This is a genomic window from Myxococcus sp. SDU36 (genome assembly GCF_030168875.1).
Taxonomy (GTDB): domain Bacteria; phylum Myxococcota; class Myxococcia; order Myxococcales; family Myxococcaceae; genus Myxococcus; species Myxococcus vastator.
Genome location: NZ_CP077414.1, coordinates 4,799,796 through 4,815,654 on the forward strand (window position 1 = coordinate 4,799,796; position 15,859 = coordinate 4,815,654).

A 15,859-nucleotide genomic window follows, 5' to 3' on the forward strand; every position below is an offset into this window, starting at 1 on the left:
GGTAACGGCGGGGTGCGAGAAAGCTCAGCCCGTGAGCAGGCCCAACTGGCGCAGGGTGTCGCGAAGCTTCGCGGCGTTGGGCTCGGTCATCTGCACCAGGGGCAACCGCACTTCGGGCCCGAACAATCCCATCACGTGCAATCCCCACTTCACGGGCGCGGGGCTGGCCTCGATGAAGAGCAGCCGATGCAGCTCGTTCATCCGCACCTGGAGGTCGCGCGCCACGGCGATATTCCCCGCGAGCGCCGCCGCCACCAGGTCCGCCATCATCCGCGGCGCCACGTTGGAGGACACGGAGATGACGCCCTTGCCGCCGCAGGCGATGAAGGGCAGCACCGTGAAGTCGTCACCGGACAGGAGCGTCATCCGGTCACCGCACTTCTCCAGGATGTCGATGGCCCGCGGCATGCTGCCGGTGGCCTCCTTGAGCGCCACCACCTCCGGGATGTCACACAGCCGCAGCACGGTGTCGGGCAGCAGGTCCACGCCCGTCCGGCCCGGCACGTTGTAGGCGATGATGGGGAAGCCCGGGTGCGCCTTGGCCACCGCGCGGTAGTGCTCCAGCAAGCCCGCCTGCGTGGGCTTGTTGTAGTAGGGCGTGACGATGAGCGTGCCGTCCGCGCCCGCCTCGCGCACGCGGCGCACGCCCTCGATGGTCTCCGCGGTGCTGTTGGAGCCGGCGCCGCCCACCACCGTCACGCGGCCCTTCGCCTCCTCCACCACCACCTTCACCGCGCGGGCCCGCTCGTCGGCCGTCATCGTCACGGCCTCGCCCGTGGTGCCCATGGGGACCAACACGCGGGTGCCCCCCTCAATCTGCTGGCGGACCAGCGCCCGGTAGGCGGGCTCGTCGAGCGCTCCGTCGCGGAACGGAGTGGCCAGCGCCGTCATGGAGCCTTCGAAGGTCTTCATGCCGGCGCTTATACGTTCAGGCCCGCTCGCCGCGCCAGAGTTCCTCGATGCGCTCGCGCTCCCGGACCACGCGCCACGCCTCACCGTCCACCAGCACCTCGGCCGGGCGTGGCCGGGAATTATAGGTGGACGACATACTCATGCCGTACGCGCCCGCGCTCATGAAGGCGAACAACTCGCCTGCCTGCGGGAGCACCAGGGAGCGTGCCTTCGCCAGCACGTCGGTGGATTCACACACCGGCCCCACCACGTCTACCTCCACCGCCTTGCCCCGCCGCTTCACCAGGGGCTGAAAGCCGTGGTGCGCCTCATAGAGCGCGGGGCGCAGCAAGTCGTTCATCCCCGCGTCCACCACCACGAAGTGCCGCGCCGGCGTCTTCTTCCGGTACAGCACGCGCGTGAGCAGCACGCCCGCGTTGCCCACCAGCGCCCGGCCCGGCTCCAGGATGAGCGTGGCCCCGGTGGTGCCCGCCGCGGCAATCACGGTGCGGGCGTACTCGTCCGGAGACGGAGGCGTCTCGTCCGAATAGGTGATGCCCAGCCCGCCGCCCACGTCCAGGTACGCCAGCGGGTGGCCCTGCGCCTTGAGCGCGGAGTACAGGCCCGCCACCTTGGACAAGGCCGCGCGCATGGGCGCCGTCTGGGTGAGCTGCGAGCCGATGTGGCAATCCAGCCCGGCGGCCAGCAGGCCCTTCATCTTCTTCGCGCGCGCGTAGAGGGCCACCGCCTCCTCGAACGGCACGCCGAACTTCGACGTCTTCAACCCGGTGGAGATGTAACGGTGCGTGCGCGCATCCACGTCCGGATTCACGCGCAGGGCGAAGGGCGCGCGGCGGCCCAGGCGGCGGCCCACGGCGTCCAGCGCCTCCAGCTCCTCGGCGCTCTCCACGTTGAAGAGGAGGATGCCCGCGGCCAGCGCCGCCTCCATCTCCTCCTGCGTCTTGCCCACGCCAGCGAACACCGTCTTCGCGGCATCCCCGCCCGCGTGCCGCACCCGGGCCAGCTCGCCGCCGGAGACGATGTCGAACCCGCCGCCGCGCTCGGCGATGAGCCGGAGGATGGCCAGGTTCGAGTTGGCCTTCACCGAGTAGCAGATGAGGTGCGGCCGGTCTCCGAAGGCCTCCGTCACCACCCGGACGTGCCGGGTGAGCGTGGCGGTGGAGTACACGTAGGTGGGCGTGCCCACGGACTCGGCGATGGCCGCCAGCGGCACCTCTTCCGCGTGGAGCACGCCCTTGCGATAGGTGAAGTGATTCACGGGGCTCCCGCGTCCTCGGACGTCGGCGGTGACAGCGGCGTCTCCACCCCGGTCTCCGGCGTGGGAGACAGGGTGGGCCCTGATGGCTCCAGAGGCCCTCGCTCCGACTCGGGCGGCGGCGGCTGCGTCTGGGTCGCGGGCGCTGGCGGCGGCCCGGGTGGCCGAGGCGGCCCCTTGATGCCACACGCCGCCAGCGTCAGTGACACGCTGGCGGCCACGCACAGCGCCGCGAGGACCTGGCGCATGGCTAGAACTGCATCCCCAGCCACGCGCGGATGGTCTGCGGCGTGTCCAGGTCGTTGCGCAGCGTCGCGTCGAACTCCTGCAGGCCGCTCATCGGGAACAGGATGCCGTAGGCGAGGCCGGCGATGAACCCGTCCTCCGTCTTGTAGTCCGCGCCCACGTTGACCTCCAGGCCCAGCGCCTTGCTCGTGAAGGACGGCGTGGACTGCGCGTACATGGCCTGCGAGTAGATGACGCGGCCGTAGAGGTCGAAGCCCTCGGTGATGGTGTACTTCGCCGACGGGCGGACGTAGAACGCGTCCGTCACCCCGACCAGCAGCTCGCGCCACAGGATGAGGTCGATGCGGTAGTCGCGGTTGAAGCGGAAGTTGCGGATGGCGTTGTCCGAGCAGCCGCCCACGTCACAGGCGTACTGCGGGCCCTCGAAGTCACCCGGCACCGTCTGGCCGTTGGTGCCCGAGCCCGGACGGCCCGGCTGGTTTCCGAAGCCCGCCGCCTTGTCGCCGGAGGCGAAGCCCAGCTCCATGTTCAGCGACAGCTTCTGGTTCAGCAGCCGCAGCTCGCCCTGCGCCACGCCGCCGAACTGGGCCACGGTGAGGCTCTGGTTGCGCGTGGGGTCGTTGATGCCGCCCACGTCCAGCGCGCGGTTGCCGATGCGGCCCAGCTGGGCGGCGACCTCGAACTCCAGCCGCCAGTTCTTCTCCTCGTACTTGAGCCACAGGTCCGGCACGTACAGCGACGCGTCCCGCGGGATGAAGCCGGTGCCCGGGCCGTTCGTGGTGGAGCCGTCGTACTCCCACTTCTGGGTGCGGTAGGTGAAGTGCAGGCCGTACTGGAGCACGCCCTGGTTGTTGTCCAGCTTGGAGCGGATGACCTGGTCGGTGTCCCGGCGCGCGATGGCAATCACCCAGCTGTGCGAGTCATCGGACTGGGTCAGGTCGATGGGCTCGCCCACGGTGCCGCGCGTGTCGGTGACGCCCTCATCGTTGAAGTCCAGCATCGGCGTCACGTACCAGCCCTCGAAGGGGTTGGTGACGAACTGGACGCGGTCCACGGTGTCGCCGAAGTCGCAGTCGAAGCAGGTGCCGTCGTTGCGCAGCATGCCCAGGCCCCACTGGCTGCCCATGCGGCCGAAGCGCAGGATGCCCACCGGCGTCTTCACCTCGCCGTAGGCGCGGCGCAGCTTGATGGAGTCCTGGAGCGCGTCCGCCAGCGGGTCCTGGCTCTCCGAGAAGATGCCGAAGAGGTTGCGCGTGTTTCCGGGCAGCAGCGTGTCCGGCATGGCGCCCATGATGAAGTTGTCCAGGCCGAGGACCTCCATCTTCAACGCCACCTGCTCGGAGATGTTGAAGGTGGGCTCCAGGCGCACGCGCATGGTGGCGAAGGACTGGGTGTTCTCCTGCGCGCTGCGCGGCGAGCGCGGGAAGAGCTCCCGGCCCGGCACCTTGCCCAGGTCGAACTTGTAGAAGAGCGTGGGGCGGACGCGGAAGTAGCCGTCGAGCGTGAAGACCTCGAGCTTGCGCTTCTCCTCCGGGAACTCCTCGGCCCACGCGTCCGTGGCGCCAATGGACTGCTTGGCGGCCTCGGCGCGAATCTCCTCGCGCAGCTCCTCCTTCAGCGCTTCCAGGTCGTCACGGCTGACGCCCTCGCGAGTGGGGGCCACGGGCGCGGGCTCCGCGGGAACAGGCTCCGCGGGGGCGGCGGGAGCAGCGGGTGCGGCTTCCGCGGGCGCGGGCGGGCTACCCTCGGGCACCGGCGTCTGAGCGGTGGCCGTGGACGAAGCGACGAGTAGCGCCGCCAGCAGGGCGTGAGACATGGGCAACGATCTCCAGGGCCACCTGGGGCGGCCGGGTCTGAAAGGCGGGCGATTCAAGCGACGGGACCAAGGGGTGTCAACGCTTACCAGGGCGGGTCTTCGCGCCGTCAACGGCTGGCGCCTCCGCCTCACGACGGCGTCCGTCCCCCGGCTGGCACCGGGGGCAGAAGTGGGTGGTACGGCCTCCCTGGGTGAAGGACTCGACCCGGGTGTCGCACTGAGAGCATGGGCCCCCCGCGCGTCCGTATACCCGGAATGGATTCTCCGAGCGCCCCTCCTCCAGGTACACCGGCTCCTCCCCCTCCTGCTCCTTGAGGCCGAAGTCGATGGCGGCGCGGATGGCCTGGACCAGGCGCTTCCACTCGTCCGGCGTCAGGGAGCCGGGCTGGCGCGCTGGGTGAAGGCCCGCGCGGAAGAGCGCCTCGGCGGCGTGGATGTTGCCCAGGCCGGAGATGCGCTCCTGGTCCATCAGCGCCACCTTCAGCTCCTTCCGGGAGGAGCCCACGGCCTGCTGGAGCTGCCCCGCGGTGAGGCCATCCGCCAGCGGATCCCTCCCCAGGATTCGCACCGCGTCCAGCTCCCGCAGGCGCGCGGCGGGTGCCGGCTCCAGGCGGCCGAACATCCGTGGATCGGAGAAGTGGATGACCTGGCCGTCGTCCAGGTGGAACCGGGCGCGGCTGTAGGGCTCCACTTGCGCCTCGGTGCGGCGGACGAACTTGCCCGTCATCCCCAGGTGCCCCATCAGCCCCTTGCCGCCCTCGAAGGCGAAGAGCAGGTACTTGCCCCGGCGGACCAGCGACTCCAACCGGCCGGTCAGCGCGTCGAACTGCTGGCGCTCGGCGCCTCGGAAGATGCGGGTGTTCTCCGACTCGGAACGCACGAGGCGCCGGTCGCTGAACCAGCGCACCAGGTTGCGCCGCGCGATTTCGACTTCGGGAAGTTCTGGCATCCTGCCGGGGCACATACACCGCCGGGCGGCCTCACGCACCGCCTACCTGCCGGGCAGCGAACACTGGCGCGGTGGCGGCGCGAAGGCCGGATGCCTGGCGGCTTGCACCACGCGGCCCTTGAAGGCAGGTGCCGATGTGGGCCACCGTGCCGCCTCCCGCGGAGCGACGCGGCGTAGACCTCTGGAAAGAAAGGCAGCACTCGGCATGCAGCGCATCCTCGTGGCGGTACTGGGAGTCACCCTGGCATTGGGCCTGTCGACGGGCTGCGCCAAGCAGCGCATCACCGCCGAGAAGGCAGTGGCCCGCACCCTCATCTCCGACGAGCAGGAAGAGCAGCTCGGCAAGCAGGTCAAGGCGGAGCTGGAGACGAAGGAGAAGATCAAGTACGTGGAGGACGCGGCCGTCGTCGACTACGTGCGCGGCATCTCCGCCAGCATCCTGAACCAGGCCTCCAAGGACCGGCCCGGGGTGAAGTGGAAGATCCACGTCATCGACGACCCGAAGATGGTCAACGCCTTCGCCACGCCCGGCGGCTATCTGTACGTCTACACGGGCCTCATCCTGGCCGCGGACACCGAGGCGGAGCTGGCCGGCGTCATGGCGCACGAGGCGGGCCACGTCGTGGGCCGTCACTCCGCGCGCGCCATGGTCAACCAGATGGGCCTGCAGGCCATCACCCAGGCGGCGCTGGGGCAGAACCCGGGCACCGTGGCGCAGATCGCCGCGCAACTGGTGAGCGGCGGCACGATGCTGGCGCATGGCCGCAGCGAGGAGATTGAAGCCGACGAGTACGGCGCTCGCTACGCCTCCGGCGCGGGTTATGACCCGCGGGGCCTCATCACCTTCTTCGAGAAGCTCCAGAAGGCGCAGGGCGACACGCCCGCGCTGATGAAGTGGCTGAGCACGCACCCCACCAACCGGGACCGCATCACGAACATCCAGAAGATCATCTCCCAGAAGAACCTGCGGGGCAGCAACAACGCCCCGGGGGGGCTGCCCGCCATCAAGCAGGCCCTGGGCGGCAAGTAGTCCCCAGCCTTCAGCGCGGCGTGGAGGAGCGGGCGTCCTCCTCCACGGTGGGCTCGGGCTCCTGGCCCCGGGCCACGCGCCGCCGCCAACGGAAGCGCGCCAGCTTCGAGCGCAGGGCGCTGCTGGCGCTCTTGGCCGCGCCGGGCGTCTTCAGGGGCGGCTCCAGCGGCGCGGGCTCCCCGAAGCAACGGGCGCCCTTCGACTTCCCGTCCACCGAGGCGTGCTCGAGGATGGCGTTGATTTCGCCTCCGACGATGAAGATGAGCCCGGAGAGGTAGAGCCACAGCAGCAGCACCATCACCCCACCGATGGAGCCGTAGGTGACGTTGTACTTGCCGAAGTGCTCCACGTACTGCGTGAAGCCCCAGGTACACATCAGCCACAGGCCCGTGCTCAGGACGGCCCCGGGGATGATGTACTTGAAGCGCTGCTTCACGTCAGGCAGCAGGTAGTAGCAGCACGCCAGCACCAGCATCACCAGGGACGCGGTGAAGGGCCAGCGCAGCCAGGACCACACGAGGTGGAAGGCGTCCACGAACTGGAGCATCCCCGCCAGCCCCAGCCCCAGCCGCCCGCCGAGCAGGAACACGGCGAAGGACAGCGGGATGAACAGCGAGCCCATCAGCGTCACCAGCATCGCCAGGCCCTCCGTCTTCCAGAGCGCCCGGGACTCGGCGACGTCGTACGCCAGGTTGAGCGCGGTGCGCAGCGAGTTCACGCCGCGCGAGGCGGACCACAGCGTGATGACCAGGCCGGCCGTCAGCAGCTTGGGCTGGGGCTGGTTGACCAGGGACTGCAGGTGCCCGGTGATGAGCCCCAGCGCGTCACCCGGCACCAGCGGACGGATGCGGGCCATCATCGCGTCCACCGCGCCCGGGGCGATTGGCAGGTACGCCACCAGCGTGACGAGGAAGAAGAGGAAGGGGAACAGCGAGAACAGCAGGTAGTACGACAACTGCGCCGCGATGTCGGTGACGCTGTCCTCCTGGAACTCCTTCACGAAGCGGCGGCTGAACTCGCGCCAGGACAGGTACTTGAGTCTGGGCAACCCCATGCTCGTCTCCTCGCACCGAGTCATACAGGGGCCCCGAAGGTGAAAACCAGAGCGCGCTTTGGCAGCAGGCGGCCGGGCGAGCGCGCGTCGTGTGGCTCGACCGAATGGCTGGGTGAAGTGTCGTCAGGCGACGTTGGGCGGGAGGTATCTGCCCAGCAGTGGACGGAGGCGTCCGCGCACCTCGTCAGGGATGCGGGTGCGCTCGGTGCCAATGGCCAGGGCCAGCGCGGTGTCGCAGCGGCAGGTGGCGCGGGCCTCTCCGATGCGAGGCAGCGCGCGGCGGATGAGCGCGGCGCCGCTGGCGGTGACGGCCTTGCGGTTGTGGGAGATCTGCGCCAGCAGGTCGTCATGCGCCTGCCCCGGCGCGCGCGGCTGCCACGAGTCATAGTCCGTGGGCAGGGCCACCAGGGCGTAGTGGAGCTCCGCCTCGCGGGCGAGCCGGGCCTCGGGCATGCCCGTCATGCCCACCAGGTCCCCGCCCCATGTGCGGTAGAGCATGCTCTCCGCGCGGGTGCTGAGGGACGGCCCTTCGATGCAGACGTAGGTGGCCTCGGTGTGCACGGCCGGTCCCAGCGGGTCCCTGGCGTGCTCGAGCACCTGGCGCAGGGTGCCGCAGAAGGGATTGCCCAGGTCCACGTGGACGGCCACGTCGTCGTAGAAGGTGCAGGGACGGCGGTAGGTGCGGTCGATGACCTGGTCTGGCAGGGCGAGCTGGAGCGGCTGGATGTGCTCGCGCAGGCTGCCCACGGTGCCAGTGGCGAGGACGTGGGTGACGCCCAGGACCTTCAGCGCGTACATGTTGGCGCGGTAGGGCGCGCGGGTGGCGTTGTAGACGTGGCCGGCGCCGTGGCGGGCGACGAAGGCGACAAAGACGCCGTTGAGCTCGGTGGTGACGATGGGACCCGCGTGAGGACCGAAGGGTGTCTCCAAGATGTGGGAGTCGCCCTTGCCGGGGATGCCCAGGGCCTGGGCCAACCCGGGGCTCCCGATGATGCCCACCCTGACAGCCATGTGCCTCCTCGTGGCGCGACCATCGCGCCAGGGGACCATAACGCGCCCCCCTGGCGCCGGAACCCCAGAAGACTGGTAGTTTTCGTAATCGCCATGCGAGCCCTCCTGATTCTTGGCCTGACCCTCGCCGCCGGCCCCGCCGCGGCCGCCGTCCCTTCTGGCTGCCAGGAGGACTACGCGACCTGCAAGGAGGACTGCTCCATCGAGTTCGGAGGCAGCGGGCGCACCATCAAGCAGCTCACCCACTGTCTGGCCGAATGTCAGGAGGGCGTGGGCCTGTGTGCGGACCGGCACTCGTCGCTGAAGGGCATGCCGGCTGGAGTGGTGGCGGATCCGCCGAAGCGGCGGAAGGGGAAGAAGCTGACCCGCGAGGAGGACCCGTTCGGCGACGGGGACGCGCGGCCCACGCGCAAGCGCAGCAGCCGCGAGGACGACCCGTTCGGGGATGAGAAGCCAGCCGGCCGGCGGGACGGCTACCGCGCGTCGGAGTCCTCCGCGGCGGCGGAGCCTTCGCGCCGCGCGCCGGAGCCTGTTCCCCCGCCGCCGCCGTCCTCCGGTGTCGCGGTGGAGGCCACGCGGACAGGCGTGTACCGGGCGAGTGAGTCGGCTCCACCGCCGTCCCCGACTCCCGCATCGGCCCCCGCGGACCCGACGTCACTGGGTGACCTGGACTCGCCGGATGACGAGCCCACGGCGGCGCCCGCGCCTGCGTCGGCCGCGCCCGAGCCGGTGAAACCCACCCCGCCTGCCGTCTCCGCGAGCCCGGCGAAGAAGGACCCGCTACTCGACGAAGACGTGTCCGACGCTCCGCCTCCGGCCGTGAAGAAGCCCGCGCCCAGCAAGCCGGCGCTGCCCCCCGAGCCTGGGTACGACATCTCCGACTGGGACCCGAACGGGGATTGAGGCGCGCTACGACGCTCCAGTTCCACTCTCGACGTCGAGGATGGCCCGCCAGAGCGCGAACGGGGAGATACCCACGTAGCCGCTCTCCTGGCCGTCGTTGCACTCAATGACAATCCACCGGCCCGATACCTCCTGGGCCACGTCCACCACGAGAAAGGGCACGTCCAGCCGACGTGCCACCTCACGCCCGAGCCCGAGCGCCTCGTGCTGCTCTTCCGGCGTCAAGGTGTACGGAGTGCCCTGCCACCAGTAGGGCCCCCACGCCGCCAACTGGCCCTTCCACCAGAAGGTGCGGAATTCGAAGGAGCTGGGGATGCGGTCCGGCGCGCCCTCTTCGACTCTGCGCAAGGGCCTCAACTCCCGGCACACCACTCGCTGCCAGTGCAGGATGGGGTCCTCTGCGTAGGCCTGCATCGCCTGGCGGAACTGCTCGGGCCCTTCAACGCGCCTTCCGGAACGTCAGGTTGATGCGATGCCCACCCACCTGCGGATGGTGGCCCGGCTTGAGCGGCATGACGCCGTGGTAGCGCAGGCGGGCTGGCCCGCCCCAGACGACCACGTCGCCGTGACTCAGGCGCACCCGCGCCGACGGGTCCGCTCGCTCCGCCCCACCGAAGAGGAACACCGCCGGGAGCCCCAGTGAGACGGAGACGATGGGCGCGGTGAAATCACGCTCGTCCTTGTCCTGGTGCAGCGACATCTTCGCCCCGGGCTCGTAGCGATTCACCAGGCACGCATCGGGCGTGAACCCATCAAAGCCGGCCTTCGCGGCGGCCAGTTGCGCGAGCCGCAGGAAGACGGCCGGCATCTCCGGCCAAGGCCGCCCATGCAACGGGTCCACCGTGGCATAGCGGTACCCCGTCCGGTCCGTCACCCAGCCCCACGCCCCGCAGCTCGTCATCGCCACCGACATGCGGAACCCGCCCGGCGTCTCCATGTGGCGGAAGGGCGAAGCGAGCGCGACGTCATGGACCGCGCTCAGCAACTCCGCGTCCTGGGTCAGCGCGAAGCCCCGAAGCACCCTGGCACCGGGGCCCAGCGACTCCTCGCGAGGACCGGTGCCACCCAGGCCGTCGAACAGGTCCATCGTCATGCGCGCGCCTCAAGTCGCATCATGGAAGATGACACCCACCGTGTGACGCTGTCCCGAGCGGATGCGGCTGACGCCGTGCCGGAGGTTGACCCGGTACACGCCTCGCGTGCCCTGCACCGGGCGGTGATGGACGGCGAACACCACGGCGTCTCCCTGGCGCAGCGGGACGACCTCCGCGCGTGATTGCATGCGCGGACGCTGCTCGGTGAGGACGAACTCGCCTCCCGTGAAGTCCCGTCCGGGCTCCGACAGCAGAATCGCCACCTGGAGCGGGAAGACGTGCGCCCCATAGCGGTCCTGGTGCAGGCAGTTGTAGTCGTCCGCCGCGTACCGCAACAGCAGCGGCGTGGGCCGCACCTGCCCCGCCGCGTGGCAGCGTTCGAGGTACGCCGCATGGGACTCCGGGTACCGCAGCTCGATGCCCATGGCGGTGTTCCAGCGGTTCGCAATCGGCGCGAGCCGGGGGTACAGCGCCTCGCGCAGCCCGGCGACCACGTCCGGCAGCGGGTACTCGAAGTACTTGTACTCCCCTCTTCCGAAGCCGTGCCGCGCCATCACCACGCGGCTGCGGAACACGGCGTCTTCCGGGTACAGCGCCGCCAGGGCATCACACTCGGCCGGCGTGACGAGCCGCTCCAACGTCGCGCAGCCTCGCGCGTCCAGCTCCTCCGAAATCCGTGCCCAATCGACGTCGGCCACCCGCTCCGAGACATGCATGACTGGAAACTAAAGGGCGGAGACGGGCCTGGCACTCCGAGTCTTGCGGCTATCCGACGCTCGATGAGGCGGGAGGCTGCTCTGGCGCGGCCGGCGCCACGGCGGGAGGCCGGACGTGCGCCGCCTGCGTCAGCCGCACCCCCAGGAGCACGAGCACACCGCCCACCGCGACCTCCCATTGCAGCGCCTCGTCCAGGAGGGCCCAGGCGGCGACCGCGGTCGCCGCGGGCTGGAAGTTGGAGAACACGGCCACCTTCGACGCGGGCACCCTCGACAGCGCGAAGTACCAGAGCAGGTACGCCACCACCGACGTCAGCAGGCCCAGGTAGACGATGGAGTACCGGGCCGCGGGGCTCGCCGCGAGCACCGCGTCCGGCTTCGCGAAGAACGGCGCCATCAGCAGCATCATCAACGTGGAGACCACCATGCTCCACGCCGTCGCGCGAATCGGTCCGTGGATGGCGACGAACGGCTTGCCCTCCGTCGTGTACACCACCCACGACATCATCGCGCCCAGGATGAGCAGGTCTCCCATCAACGAGCCGCTCGCATCCGCCAGCCCGCGCCCCAACAGCAACACCACCACGCCCACGAACGCCGTGACGATGCCGCCCATCGCCCGGAGCGAGGCCCGCTCATGCCCTCGTCCCAGGCTGAGCAGGTACACACCCAGCGGCGTCAGCGCGTAGAGCAGCGCCGCGTGCGCCGCCGTCGACTGGGCCAGTCCATGGAAGAAGAACACCTGGTTCACCGGCCCCGCCAGCAGGCCCAGCAGCAGCACCCGCCCCCACTCGCTGCGCGGCGGCAGCCGGGGCCCGGGCAGGAACCACAGCAGCAACACGAACACCGAGCCGCTCAACACGAAGCGCCACAGCACCACCGTGAGCGGCGGCAGTTCCGACATCGCGCGCTTGCCCGCCAGGTACGTCCCCGCGCTGATGAGGACCTGGAGGATGAGCCCGGCGTAGACCGGGCCCAGGGGCTGCGGAGAGGTGGACGTCAGGGGTCGAGCTGATGGAGCGCCCATTGCGCGGCGGTACGTACCAATTCGCTCGAATCGCCGCAGAGCTTTTCAAGCAACGGTTTCGCATCCGCCTGCTTCGCCACCCCCAACGCATACACGGCGTTGCGGCGCAGCCCGTCGTAGCGTGCGCGCGCCAGCGCGGTGCCAGGTATCAGGTGCTCATACTGTTCCAGTGTGAGTCCCGCGAGCTCGCGTACACCCAACTCCGCCACCGCTCGGGGCGCGAAGCGCGGGTGCTCGGCGAACACCGGCCGGCGGTTCAGCGGACACACCTGCTGGCAGATGTCGCAGCCGAAAATCAGGTTGTCGAACTTGAGCCGGAACGCCTCCGGCACCTGCTGCTCGCGGTTCTCGATGGTCTGGTAGGACAGGCACGCGCGCGCGTCCACGCGGCCGTTGCCCACCAGGGCGCCCGTGGGGCAGGACATGAGGCAGCGGCGGCACGCGCCACACCGGTCCGCCGCGGGACCGTTGCCATAGTCGTCGACCTCCGCATCCACCACGAGCGTGGCCAGCAGCACCCACGAGCCATAGGGCTCGGTGATGAAGCAGCCGTTCTTCCCCACGTAGCCAAGCCCCGCGCGCGCCGCCCACACCTTCTCCATCAACGGGCCACTGTCCACGCCGCCGTAGGTGCCTAGCCCCGGGTACATCACGTTGAGCGCCTTTCGGAACGCCTTCATCCGGTCGCGCAGCGTGGAGTGGTAGTCACGCCCCCGGGCGTACCGCGCGATGGGGGAGTCCACCGTCTCCGCGTCGTCGCGCCAGTAGTTGTTCGCGAAGGAGATGACCGTCTTCGCGCCCGGTAGCAGGACCGAGACGTCCAGCCGCTCGGCGGCCCGCTCGCCCATCCAATCCATGTCCGCCGCGTAGCCCGCCGCCACCCACGACAGCAGGAAGTCGGGCGGAATGGGCTCGGCGCGCGCGAACCCCACCAGGTCGAAGCCAACCGAGCTGGCGAGGTCACGCAGATGGGCGGTGGGCAGCATGCTCACAGGGGCGCGTCCGACGACTTGGAGGGCTTCGCCGGAATCCACTTCACGTCTTCCACGCTCGCGCGGTGGTTGACCACGCGCGCCAGGACGAAGAGCAGGTCGGAGAGCCTGTTGAGATAGACGACCACCGCCTTCGGAATCTTCCCTTCGCGCAGCAGCGGCACCGTGCGGCGCTCGGCGCGGCGGCAGACGGTGCGCGCCAGGTGCAGCGCGCTCGCGGCCTGCGTGCCTCCGGGCAGGATGAAGTGGGTCATCGGAGCCAGCTCCGCATCGAAGCCGTCGATGGCGCGCTCCATGTCCTCGGCCCACTCGGCCTTCAGCTCGGGGATGTGCGCCGAGGCCTTCGTGCCCTCGGGCGTGGCCAGCACCGCGCCCACCGTGAAGAGCTGGTCCTGGAGCCGGTGGAGCAGCGCGTCCACGTCCGTGGGCCCCGCGAAGCTCCGCACGAGGCCGAGGGTCGCGTTCAGCTCGTCCACCTCGCCATAGGCGTCCACACGCATGTCGTCCTTCGCGACGCGTCCGCCACCGAACAGACCGGTCTCTCCGGCATCGCCGCTCTTCGTGTAGATTTTCATGCCCCGGCTTCTAACGGTGCGTCGCGACTGGCGTCCATGAGAAGCCGCACCTCGAGGTCCGTCCCGGACGGAGTCCACTCGTGGCACGCGACCCTTGTGTCCAGCGTGGACACGATCGTACATGGGCCCCATGCAGCCCTATCTGTCCCTGCTCGACCACGTCCTGCACCACGGGGTGAAGAAGGGCGACCGTACCGGCACGGGGACGCTCAGCGTCTTCGGGCCCCAGCTCCGGTTCGACCTCACGCAAGGCTTCCCGCTCCTCACCACGAAGAAGCTGCACACGAAGTCCATCCTCCACGAACTGCTGTGGATGCTCGCGGGGGACACCAACGTGCGCACGCTCCAGGCCCAGGGCGTCACCATCTGGGACGAGTGGGCCAACGCCGACGGCAACCTGGGCCCCGTGTACGGGCATCAGTGGCGCTCGTGGACGGCGCCCAACGGTGAGCACATCGACCAGATGAAGGCGCTGGTGGAGGGGCTGAAGAAGAACCCCGACTCGCGCCGCCACATCATCAGCGCGTGGAACGTGGCGGACCTGCCGTCCATGAAGCTGCCGCCCTGCCACGTCCTCTTCCAGTTCTACGTGGCCAACGGCCGGCTGTCCTGCCAGCTCTATCAGCGCAGCGCGGACCTCTTCCTGGGGCTGCCCTTCAACATCGCCTCGTACTCGCTGCTGACGATGATGGTGGCGCAGGTGACGGGCCTGCAGGCGCACGAGTTCATCCACACCGTGGGCGACGCGCACCTGTACCTGAACCACGTCGAGCAGGCGAAGGCGCAGCTGTCGCGCGAGCCGCGCCCCCTGCCGCGCATGCGCCTCAACCCCGAGGTGACGGACCTCTTCGCCTTCAAGTACGAAGACTTCACGCTCGAAGGCTACGAGCCGCACCCCGCCATCAAGGCGCCCGTGGCCGTATGAAGCTGTCCGCCATCGTCGCCATGGCGGCGAACCGCGTCATCGGCGCGGGCAACCAGCTCCCGTGGCGGCTGCCCGCGGACCTCGCGCGCTTCAAGCGCATCACCATGGGTCACACCCTGGTGATGGGGCGCAAGACGTACGAGTCCATCGGCCGCCCACTGCCGGGCCGCACCTTCATCGTCGTCACCCGTCAGCGCGACTTCGCGCCCCCGGGCGTCCAGGTGGCGCACTCCGTGGACGAAGCGCTCTGCCTGGCGGAAGCCAGCGGCGACCCGGAGGTCTTCATCGCCGGGGGCGCGGACCTCTACGCCCAGACGATGGACCGCGTGCAGCGCCTCTACCTCACGCACATCGCCCGGGACTTCCCCGGTGACACCCGGTTCCCCGACGTGGACCTGTCGGGGTGGACGTGCGTCGAAGAGGAAGCACATCCCGACGCCGAGCCACCCCACACCTTCCGCACCTACGAGCGCTGACGCCCCCCTTCGCCCGGCGGCGGCTACATGCATGCCCGGGCGAGGGCACGCGCCCACATTCCTTCCCTCAAACGTTAAGCGCACAATCCGGACTTCACCCGTCAGTCCCAAGGAGCTCCGGATGAGCAAGACGTGGATGCGAGGACTTGGATTGGTTGCGGCCGTGGTGATGATGGCCTGTGGCGGCCCCGTGGAAGAAGCCCCCGTGGAGGAAACGGGCAGCGCCGAGCAGGAACTGCGCATGTGTGACCTGCAGGGCCGGTGTGCCGCCAACGAGGTCTGCGTGGGCGGCCCCGGTGGCACCTGTTACCCATGCAACCGCTTCCCGCAGTACTGCGACATCGTCATCGAATAGCGCGCAGGTGAAGCACCTTGAGGCGCCCGGCCATCCATCCGGCCGGGGGCCTCCCGTCCCGTCGCGTGGCACCTCCCGACGCCATGCACACCTCCACGGGATGCAGACCACCCTTCTGTCTCGTCCCATCGAAGTGCCTTGGCGGACCGCGGCCCTCTCCAGCGCCGCCGTGCTCACGGCTTCCAACGTGGCCGCGCTCGTGGCCAGCCTTCGGCTTGCTCCCTTGCTGCGCCACCGCCTGAGGCCGCGGCCTCGTGCCCTCCCCGCCCTGGCCGTCGGGGCCACCGCGCTGGGAGCGCTCGCCATCGGAGCGCTCAGCATCGGCACCCTGGCCATCCGCGCCCTGACCATTGGCAAGCTGCGGGGTGACGACTGGCAGGTGGACTCACTCCGCGTGGGCTCCCTCCAGGTCGTGGAGACGATTGGACCTTCGGGCTACTCCGACGTGAGCGCGACCTGACTCCGGCTGATTTTGAAGTTGCTTCGCAAGATTGAAAGGTCACCACCCCACTGGTAGAGGGGG

The 15,859-nt window shown here is 69.7% G+C and carries 19 protein-coding genes; 6 read left to right on the top strand and 13 right to left on the bottom strand.

Annotated elements, in window-relative coordinates; all coding sequences use genetic code 11:
• Positions 1–24 precede the first annotated feature (24 nt).
• The 5 genes from dapA to mutM form a co-directional block, all read right to left on the bottom strand.
• Positions 25–912: a 4-hydroxy-tetrahydrodipicolinate synthase gene (dapA, locus tag KGD87_RS18930; RefSeq protein WP_284661623.1), complete on the bottom strand. Its 888-nt coding sequence runs from the start codon at positions 910–912 to the stop codon at positions 25–27.
• A gap of 16 nt (positions 913–928) precedes the next feature.
• A complete protein-coding gene (gene lysA, locus KGD87_RS18935; RefSeq protein WP_284661625.1) occupies positions 929–2,170 on the bottom strand; it encodes a diaminopimelate decarboxylase in 1,242 nt (413 codons plus the stop codon).
• A complete protein-coding gene (lptM, locus tag KGD87_RS18940; RefSeq protein WP_284661626.1) occupies positions 2,167–2,415 on the bottom strand; it encodes an LPS translocon maturation chaperone LptM in 249 nt (82 codons plus the stop codon). The genes lysA and lptM overlap by 4 nt, the downstream gene beginning before the upstream one ends.
• 2 nt (positions 2,416–2,417) lie before the next feature.
• The gene (locus KGD87_RS18945) at positions 2,418–4,229 is read right to left on the bottom strand and encodes a TIGR04551 family protein (protein ID WP_284661627.1); all 1,812 of its coding nucleotides are present in this window, start codon (positions 4,227–4,229) and stop codon (positions 2,418–2,420) included.
• Between the two features lie 76 nt (positions 4,230–4,305).
• Positions 4,306–5,178 carry a bifunctional DNA-formamidopyrimidine glycosylase/DNA-(apurinic or apyrimidinic site) lyase gene (gene mutM / locus KGD87_RS18955; protein ID WP_350099187.1) on the bottom strand — a complete coding sequence of 291 codons (873 nt, stop codon included), beginning with the start codon at positions 5,176–5,178 and terminating at the stop codon, positions 4,306–4,308.
• A gap of 205 nt (positions 5,179–5,383) precedes the next feature.
• Between mutM and KGD87_RS18960 the strand changes: the two genes are divergently transcribed.
• Positions 5,384–6,208, top strand: a complete 825-nt coding sequence (locus tag KGD87_RS18960; RefSeq protein WP_284661628.1) for a M48 family metallopeptidase — start codon at positions 5,384–5,386, stop codon at positions 6,206–6,208.
• A 10-nt stretch (positions 6,209–6,218) separates the two neighbouring features.
• On the opposite strand, the gene KGD87_RS18965 is transcribed toward KGD87_RS18960, so the two are convergent.
• The gene (locus KGD87_RS18965; RefSeq protein ID WP_284661629.1) at positions 6,219–7,262 is read right to left on the bottom strand and encodes a YihY/virulence factor BrkB family protein; all 1,044 of its coding nucleotides are present in this window, start codon (positions 7,260–7,262) and stop codon (positions 6,219–6,221) included.
• 123 nt (positions 7,263–7,385) lie between these two features.
• Positions 7,386–8,273 carry an MTAP family purine nucleoside phosphorylase gene (locus tag KGD87_RS18970; RefSeq protein ID WP_284661630.1) on the bottom strand — a complete coding sequence of 296 codons (888 nt, stop codon included), beginning with the start codon at positions 8,271–8,273 and terminating at the stop codon, positions 7,386–7,388.
• 93 nt (positions 8,274–8,366) lie between these two features.
• Between KGD87_RS18970 and KGD87_RS18975 the strand changes: the two genes are divergently transcribed.
• Entirely contained in the window at positions 8,367–9,176 is an 810-nt protein-coding gene (locus tag KGD87_RS18975) for a hypothetical protein (protein ID WP_284661631.1), read from the top strand.
• Between the two features lie 6 nt (positions 9,177–9,182).
• Here KGD87_RS18975 and KGD87_RS18980 read toward each other — a convergent pair whose 3' ends face one another.
• From KGD87_RS18980 to KGD87_RS19005, 6 genes are read right to left on the bottom strand one after another with little or no spacing between them, the layout of a single operon-like run.
• Positions 9,183–9,590: an ATP-grasp domain-containing protein gene (locus KGD87_RS18980; protein WP_284661632.1), complete on the bottom strand. Its 408-nt coding sequence runs from the start codon at positions 9,588–9,590 to the stop codon at positions 9,183–9,185.
• Between the two features lie 25 nt (positions 9,591–9,615).
• Positions 9,616–10,269, bottom strand: a complete 654-nt coding sequence (gene alkB, locus KGD87_RS18985; protein WP_284661633.1) for a DNA oxidative demethylase AlkB — start codon at positions 10,267–10,269, stop codon at positions 9,616–9,618.
• Between the two features lie 9 nt (positions 10,270–10,278).
• Entirely contained in the window at positions 10,279–10,986 is a 708-nt protein-coding gene (locus KGD87_RS18990) for a 2OG-Fe(II) oxygenase (protein ID WP_284661635.1), read from the bottom strand.
• A gap of 49 nt (positions 10,987–11,035) precedes the next feature.
• Positions 11,036–12,013, bottom strand: coding sequence for a DMT family transporter (locus KGD87_RS18995; protein ID WP_284661637.1), 978 nt, complete (start codon positions 12,011–12,013; stop codon positions 11,036–11,038).
• Positions 11,986–13,005: a tRNA epoxyqueuosine(34) reductase QueG gene (gene queG / locus KGD87_RS19000; protein ID WP_284661638.1), complete on the bottom strand. Its 1,020-nt coding sequence runs from the start codon at positions 13,003–13,005 to the stop codon at positions 11,986–11,988. Before queG ends, KGD87_RS18995 begins: the two co-directional genes overlap by 28 nt.
• Entirely contained in the window at positions 13,002–13,580 is a 579-nt protein-coding gene (locus KGD87_RS19005; protein ID WP_284661639.1) for a cob(I)yrinic acid a,c-diamide adenosyltransferase, read from the bottom strand. Before KGD87_RS19005 ends, queG begins: the two co-directional genes overlap by 4 nt.
• A 130-nt stretch (positions 13,581–13,710) precedes the next feature.
• Between KGD87_RS19005 and KGD87_RS19010 the strand changes: the two genes are divergently transcribed.
• The 4 genes from KGD87_RS19010 (at position 13,711) to KGD87_RS19025 (ending at position 15,796) form a co-directional block, all read left to right on the top strand.
• Positions 13,711–14,505 (top strand): thymidylate synthase, encoded by a 795-nt coding sequence (locus tag KGD87_RS19010; RefSeq protein WP_284668662.1) that lies wholly within the window; start codon positions 13,711–13,713, stop codon positions 14,503–14,505.
• A complete protein-coding gene (locus tag KGD87_RS19015) occupies positions 14,502–14,981 on the top strand; it encodes a dihydrofolate reductase (RefSeq protein ID WP_284661640.1) in 480 nt (159 codons plus the stop codon). The genes KGD87_RS19010 and KGD87_RS19015 overlap by 4 nt, the downstream gene beginning before the upstream one ends.
• Before the next feature lie 121 nt (positions 14,982–15,102).
• Positions 15,103–15,336 (top strand): hypothetical protein, encoded by a 234-nt coding sequence (locus KGD87_RS19020; RefSeq protein ID WP_163778819.1) that lies wholly within the window; start codon positions 15,103–15,105, stop codon positions 15,334–15,336.
• A 100-nt stretch (positions 15,337–15,436) separates the two neighbouring features.
• Positions 15,437–15,796 carry a hypothetical protein gene (locus tag KGD87_RS19025; RefSeq protein WP_163778816.1) on the top strand — a complete coding sequence of 120 codons (360 nt, stop codon included), beginning with the start codon at positions 15,437–15,439 and terminating at the stop codon, positions 15,794–15,796.
• Positions 15,797–15,859 lie beyond the last annotated feature (63 nt).

Excerpts from the sequence above, each read along its gene's own strand:
- KGD87_RS19010 (WP_284668662.1), top strand. The coding sequence starts at position 13,711 with ATGCAGCCCTATCTGTCCCTGCTCGACCACGTCCTGCACCACGGGGTG.
- KGD87_RS19015 (WP_284661640.1), top strand. The coding sequence starts at position 14,502 with ATGAAGCTGTCCGCCATCGTCGCCATGGCGGCGAACCGCGTCATCGGC.
- KGD87_RS19025 (WP_163778816.1), top strand. The coding sequence starts at position 15,437 with ATGCAGACCACCCTTCTGTCTCGTCCCATCGAAGTGCCTTGGCGGACC.
- KGD87_RS18990 (WP_284661635.1), bottom strand. The coding sequence starts at position 10,986 with ATGCATGTCTCGGAGCGGGTGGCCGACGTCGATTGGGCACGGATTTCG.
- KGD87_RS18945 (WP_284661627.1), bottom strand. The coding sequence starts at position 4,229 with ATGTCTCACGCCCTGCTGGCGGCGCTACTCGTCGCTTCGTCCACGGCC.
- KGD87_RS18960 (WP_284661628.1), top strand. The coding sequence starts at position 5,384 with ATGCAGCGCATCCTCGTGGCGGTACTGGGAGTCACCCTGGCATTGGGC.
- KGD87_RS19005 (WP_284661639.1), bottom strand. The coding sequence starts at position 13,580 with ATGAAAATCTACACGAAGAGCGGCGATGCCGGAGAGACCGGTCTGTTC.
- KGD87_RS19020 (WP_163778819.1), top strand. The coding sequence starts at position 15,103 with ATGAGCAAGACGTGGATGCGAGGACTTGGATTGGTTGCGGCCGTGGTG.
- alkB (WP_284661633.1), bottom strand. The coding sequence starts at position 10,269 with ATGACGATGGACCTGTTCGACGGCCTGGGTGGCACCGGTCCTCGCGAG.
- KGD87_RS18995 (WP_284661637.1), bottom strand. The coding sequence starts at position 12,013 with ATGGGCGCTCCATCAGCTCGACCCCTGACGTCCACCTCTCCGCAGCCC.
- KGD87_RS18980 (WP_284661632.1), bottom strand. The coding sequence starts at position 9,590 with ATGCAGGCCTACGCAGAGGACCCCATCCTGCACTGGCAGCGAGTGGTG.
- KGD87_RS18970 (WP_284661630.1), bottom strand. The coding sequence starts at position 8,273 with ATGGCTGTCAGGGTGGGCATCATCGGGAGCCCCGGGTTGGCCCAGGCC.
- mutM (WP_350099187.1), bottom strand. The coding sequence starts at position 5,178 with ATGCCAGAACTTCCCGAAGTCGAAATCGCGCGGCGCAACCTGGTGCGC.
- dapA (WP_284661623.1), bottom strand. The coding sequence starts at position 912 with ATGAAGACCTTCGAAGGCTCCATGACGGCGCTGGCCACTCCGTTCCGC.
- KGD87_RS18965 (WP_284661629.1), bottom strand. The coding sequence starts at position 7,262 with ATGGGGTTGCCCAGACTCAAGTACCTGTCCTGGCGCGAGTTCAGCCGC.
- lptM (WP_284661626.1), bottom strand. The coding sequence starts at position 2,415 with ATGCGCCAGGTCCTCGCGGCGCTGTGCGTGGCCGCCAGCGTGTCACTG.
- KGD87_RS18975 (WP_284661631.1), top strand. The coding sequence starts at position 8,367 with ATGCGAGCCCTCCTGATTCTTGGCCTGACCCTCGCCGCCGGCCCCGCC.